The 6,156-nt window shown below is 52.1% G+C and carries 3 protein-coding genes; 1 reads left to right on the top strand and 2 read right to left on the bottom strand.

The genetic code is table 11. The features are described 5' to 3' along the window. Positions 1-147 precede the first annotated feature (147 nt). Positions 148-2,271: a M6 family metalloprotease domain-containing protein gene (locus QVO99_RS04980; protein WP_022316500.1), complete on the bottom strand. Its 2,124-nt coding sequence runs from the start codon at positions 2,269-2,271 to the stop codon at positions 148-150. 6 nt (positions 2,272-2,277) lie between these two features. Further along, complete coding sequence (locus QVO99_RS04975) at positions 2,278-3,987, bottom strand: M6 family metalloprotease domain-containing protein (RefSeq protein WP_022316499.1); 1,710 nt, start codon at positions 3,985-3,987, stop codon at positions 2,278-2,280. 505 nt (positions 3,988-4,492) lie between these two features. On the opposite strand from QVO99_RS04975, the gene gpmI reads away from it, so the two are divergent. Continuing rightward, positions 4,493-6,019, top strand: coding sequence for a 2,3-bisphosphoglycerate-independent phosphoglycerate mutase (gene gpmI, locus QVO99_RS04970; protein ID WP_022316498.1), 1,527 nt, complete (start codon positions 4,493-4,495; stop codon positions 6,017-6,019). The last annotated feature ends 137 nt before the right edge of the window (positions 6,020-6,156 follow it).

Raw genomic sequence — 6,156 nt, 5'->3', positions numbered from 1 at the left:
CAAGCCCTAATGACCGATTTGGGTTTAATCATATTGACCAACACCAAATAATAAAAGGATTGGACAACCGGAGAGTCTCAGCTTCTCCAATTATCCAATCCTTGTTTTATGTGCAGACACGAGGTCTGAATGGAATGTTTCTGAATGTTACTTCACGAGCTTCTTACCGTTCATCACATAGATGCCAGGGCGAAGATCGCTGACTGACTTACCCATGTAGCGACCGTCGATAGAGTATATCTCGCCGTTCTTTGGCGACTGGTCGGCAGTGGCAGAACTGATACCGGCAAGGCTCACAGGAATTACGCACACATTGTCGATGAACACGCCCTTGTCGTTGGTCTTGAAGCGGATAGCGGCATCACCAGAACCGGTGACATTAGCCTTTACCTCTGTCCACTGACCAGGAACGAGAGCGAACTCTGTGACATCAAGCACGGCGTCGCAACCATAGTTTGCAGCCAGAATCAGCTTGTTGTCTGAGCTGCCTGTGTATGGGGCTGCGAGGAACGAAATCACTACCGGTTCAGAGATTTTGAACGATGGTGTGACGGCGTTTGCCTTACGTGTAGCGTTACCGAGGAGCGCACACTTGTTGGCACCGGTCTTCGGAGTGCCCGACCATCCGTCATTGTCAGGGAAGAAGTCTGCCAATCCCACGTTGTCGCCATCCCAGATGCCGTCATTACCGCCGATGCCGCTGCAGTTGTCGAATGTTTCATAGAGCAATGCTCCCTCCGGCTTGTCCTGCTTTGTGGCGCTCTTTGTGGTATACTCAAACGAGATTGTGCCGTCGGCGTTCTGTGTGATGTTGAGCAGATATTTGTTCATGTAGCCCGTGCCGTCGGTATTGGCGTTGTACACGGTGCAAGCCGGACGGGAATAGTTCGTCAGACTGTTGTTGCCCTGATAAGGCCATGCGTCGCCAGCCTTGTCCTCATCGGTAGAACCGAGGGTGTTGTCGGCAGGAATCACAGTCATGCGCTGACGGGCAGCGTTGTAGTTCACCTGATTGTCTTCCCAGGCGCCCTTGCTGTAGTCCACGTGGAGCACGATGAGTCCCTCGCCTGGCAGTGCGGCGTCCCAACCGGTCTTCTGACGGTTTTCGAGCATATAATACTCGTTCTCGTTTCCGTCGTTATAGAAGATGTATGTATCGCCACCGGCAGCGAGAGCCTTCATGCCTTCGATCTTCTGCGGTTCGGCGTTGAGCACTATAGGCTCCTTCCATCCACAGAACATCTTCTCATAGCTGTTGTATTCAGCAGGGAGGAATGTGTTGCCGTTGTAGCATCCGAAACACATGATGTCCCAGAATCCTGTTCCATATCCCCTACCGTTGATGTCGTAGTGGTCTTTGAGTCCCATACAGTGTGAGAACTCATGGCAGAAGGCACCGATACCGTCGATTGCCTCTGTGGCGCCCAGCTCGCAGCTGCAGGCGTAGACGCTGACCTTCACTCCGTCGGCAACGGTCATAGGGTCGATGGCAGACTTGTGAGGCCATACGAGGTCCGGATCCTGAGGATATGTTGCCTGTCCGTGTCCGGCATAGAGGACGAACACCTCTTCAACGAGGCCGTCGCCGTCCCAGTCATACTGCTTCCAGTCTGTCACCTGGTCCTTGGCGAGGTTCACAGCATCCTCCACCATAGGATATACGAGTGCCGCCTGGTCTCTGCCCGAGGCGTCGTTCTTGCCATATCCGGCATATCCCTTCGGCAGGTCTACCGGACCTACCACGTCGAAGTCGATCTCGAACTGTCCGCCACTCTGAGCCTTGAAGTAGTCACGCACGCTACCCTTGAATCCGAGCGTCTCGTCGGAGTAGTTCTCTCCGTTGATGATCTGCTTGTAGAGGTCGAGCGTATGCTCCGGCTTGAACTTGGTGTCGGCGAAGTTGGCAAGGATGACAAGACATTTCTTCTTGCCCTGGAATTTGCTTCCCTCTACCTTTTTCACCGGCATTGATGTGCGTGCCGACTCCAGGATGGCTTTCTCACGGGCTGCCTTCTGCGCCACCACTGCGTCGTATTCACTCTGCAGAGCGGAAAGCTCCACCTTAGAGAACACGCCAGCTGACGGTGTCTGTCTGTAGCAGGCACCGTCGGCAGTGCGCCAATATGTGAGATGCTCGTCGCCCACGAGCTCAGCTTTGACTACTGTGCCGTCGGCGAGAGTGATGTTGCGACATATTCCCGGCTTCACCGGCATTGCCTGGATGGCGATGGCAGCGAGAACCGCGGATATGGATAATAGGATTCTTTTCATTTTCTGTTATTTTAGGATTTTCTTTCCATTCACGATATACATACCGCTCTTGAGCGCCTTCATGTCGGTGCCGAGGAAACGGCCGTCGAGTGTATAGATGCGGTTGTCTGCCTTAGCCTGTGTAGCAGCGTTGACCTCAGCGATGCCGTCAACAACCAGGTTGTCCCATGGATTCGGAGTGTTGCTCAGCTCCACCTCACGCTTGAAGGTGAATCCCATTGTGCCGTCGGCATTTCTGTGGATATCGGTGATAGGCTTGCCCATGAGTTTCTTGCCGTTCACGTTGGCGTGGTTGAGTGTAGCGGCAGGCTCAGAATTGTCTGTCAGACTGTTCACGCTGCCGTATGGGAAGCAGTTGTTGTCTGGATACTGGTCATAGTTGTAACCGTCGGCACAGATGATGGTGTATCTCGCATAGTCGCCGTTGGCGTTAGGAGCCATTCCGGTCCACACTCTCTCATCGTAGTCTACATAGTTCACGAGCAGACCTGTACCCTTGCGCTTTGCGTCCCAACCTACGTTCTGATGGTTTTCGAGGATATAGAACTCATTCTTGTAGCCTTCGTTATAAACGATGAAGAACTCGCCTCCCTCTGAGATAGGGCCCATATTGTTTACAATGGTGTCGTTTGCCAACACCTTGGCGTTCTGCCATCCGGCAATCATACGCTCCAGACCTGTGTAGCAAGAAGGTGTGAAACCGTTGTCGATGTAAGAACCAACGTCCATGAGGTCCCAAGTGCCCATTCCGAAACGTGTCTTGGTTGGGTCGTAGGTATCAGGGAATCCGAGGCAGTGTGAGAACTCGTGGCAGATGGTACCGATACCGCAGATGGTACTGCCTCTCTGCAACTCGCTACTGCAGGCGTAGGTATCGATCTTCACACCGTCGAGGTTGATGGCCTTCTTGTAGTCTGAAGCGCTGAGCTTAGACTCATGTGGCCATATTGTTGATGCTGATCCGCCATCGTGCTCACCGAGTCCGGCATAGAGCACGAACACCTGGTCAACTTCTCCGTCGCCGTCCCAGTCGTAGTCGGCATAATTTACATCTGCATCTGCTGCCAATACTGCCTCAGCGATCATCTCTCCTGGCTTGGTGTCGTGGGAATAACCCTGGTTGGTGCCGTAATACCAACGCTTGTGGGCAAGCATGTATGGACCTACAACATCGAACTCGATATCGAGCTTGCCGAGACTCTGAGAGCGGAAATAATCTGCAACGCTACCAGTGAAGCCTAATTCCTTGTTGGTGTAGTTCTTGCCGTTGGCAACTTCCTGGAGGAGTTCTCTGGTGTGCTCCGGCTGGAACTGTGCTGACTTTCCGTCAGGATAGTTGACGAGGATGATGAGTCCCTTCTTCTTGCCTCCGGTGATTGCCTTCTTGTGAGAAGTGCTGGCCTGGAGCTGGTTCTGGTTGTAGAGTTTCTTCAGACGGACGGCACGGTCTTGTGCTCTCTGAAGTCTCATCGGCTCTGTTGCCTTCAGCATGCGAGCCACGTCAACCGGTTTGAAAATACCGGTCTCACCGTCTTCCACGTATGTCTTGCCATCGGCTGCCTGCCAATAGCTTCCCCATTCGTCGCCCTTAAGCTCTACTCTAACTTCGGTACCGTCAGCGAGACGTACCGTTTTCCATTGTCCCGGTCTTGCGGGAGAAGCAAATGCCGTGAGAGCGGCAAATGCCAGTGCGCATAGTGTGTATATCTTCTTCATACTAAAAAAAAGGTAATGTTTGGGTACAAATTTACTGTTTTTTTAATTACCCTCCTACTTTTCAGCGATTTTCTTACTAATTATTTGACTTTGAGCTGATTTAGACGGAAGGAATGGAGAAGAAAAGAAGGACGGACTGACGAACCGGAAAGAAGACTGACGGACCGGAAAGAAGGAAAGATGGTGAACAGGACAGAAGCCGGGGCTGTGCAAGGAGAAAAACGTCAAAACAGAGAACGGACAAGCCTTCAAGGAGTTTTGCCAACTACGATTGACAATGGGGATAGGTATATGTCAAGACATTAGGCAGTTAAAGCTATTTAGCAGTTTTCTTCTTGTATAATATAAACAGATATTGTAATTTTGCACTCAAAAGAAACGGGATGTCTACAAGACATGCATTCTGTTATACCCGTTATACGGGGTGATGACAGGGACAAGCCTTCCGGTCAACCCGTCAAACTCATCAACTGTCAACCATTTAATATAACACATAAAAATTATCATGGCAAAGAAAGCTTTATTGATGATACTCGACGGATGGGGTATCGGCAAACATGGAAAGGGAGACGTGATCAACAACACTCCTACTCCTTATCTCGATTATCTTACGGCAGTAAGCGCCCATTCACAGCTCATGGCTTGTGGTGAGGACGTGGGTCTGCCTGACGGACAGATGGGCAACTCTGAGGTGGGTCACCTCAACATCGGAGCGGGCCGCATCGTATATCAGGACCTCGTGAAAATCAACCGCGCCTGCGCCGACGGTTCTATTCTGAAGAACCCTGAGGTGGTGAGCGCATTCTCTTACGCACAGAAGACAGGCAAGCGCCTACACCTCATGGGACTGACTTCCACCGGAGGTGTGCACTCTTCTCTCGACCACCTGTTCAAATTCGTGGAAATCTCAAAGGAGTACGGACTGAAGAACACCTTCGTACACTGCTTCATGGACGGACGCGACACCGACCCTAAGAGCGGTGTGGGATTCATCAAGGAGCTGACTGACCACTGCGAGAAGAACGACGCCCACATCGCAAGCATCGTGGGACGTTTCTATGCCATGGACCGCGACAAGCGCTGGAACCGCGTGAAGGAGGCTTACGACCTGCTCGTAGAGGGCAAGGGAACAAAGGCTACCGACATGGTGAAGGCTATGGAGGAGAGCTATGCTGCCGACGTGACCGACGAGTTTGTGAAGCCTATCTCAAACGCCAACGTGAACGGAACGATACAGGAGGGCGACGTGGTGATATTCATCAACTACCGCAACGACCGCGCCAAGGAGCTTACCCAGGTGCTCACACAGCAGGATATGCCTGAGGAGGGAATGCATACTATCAAGGACCTGCAGTATTACTGCATGACTCCTTACGACGCTTCGTTCAAGGGCGTACACATCCTCTTCCCGAAAGAGAACGTGCAGGACACTCTCGGTGAGTATCTCAGCAAGCAGGGCAAGAAGCAGCTGCACACTGCCGAGACTGAGAAATACGCTCACGTGACATTCTTCTTCAACGGCGGCCGCGAGACTCCATTTGAGGGCGAGGACCGTATCCTCGTGCCTTCGCCGAAGGTTGCCACATACGACCTGAAGCCTGAGATGAGCGCATACGAGGTGAAGGACAAGCTGGTGGGTGCCATCAACACTCAGGAGTATGACTTCATCGTGGTGAACTTCGCCAACGGCGACATGGTGGGACACACCGGTGTCTACAATGCCATCGCAAAGGCTGTTCATGCTGTGGACAACTGCGTGAAAGACGTTATCGAGGCTGCCAAGGCCAACGACTACGAGGCTATCATCATCGCCGACCACGGCAATGCTGACAATGCCATCAACGCTGACGGCACTCCTAACACGGCTCACTCTCTGAACCCAGTTCCGTTCATCTACGTTACAGACAACAATTCGGCTACTGTCAAGGACGGCCGTCTTGCCGATGTGGCTCCTTCTATCCTCCACATCATGGGTCTGGAGCAGCCTGCCGACATGACAGGCGAGAACCTCATCGAGGACAACATCCACTAACAAGACAGACAACACAATATCCCCCAAAAGGCGCATCCGGTAATGTTCCGGATGCGCCTTTGTTTTGAGTTGGGGGGATTGTGACTCAAATAAACCCAAATCGGTCATTAGAAAAAGTTTCTTGTCATTTTCTAATG

The organism is Prevotella sp. CAG:592, from assembly GCF_000436015.1.
Taxonomy (GTDB): Bacteria; Bacteroidota; Bacteroidia; order Bacteroidales; family Bacteroidaceae; genus Prevotella; species Prevotella pectinovora.
Note: the sequence above shows the minus strand (reverse complement) of the source record. Positions and strands in the feature narration are given on the sequence as shown.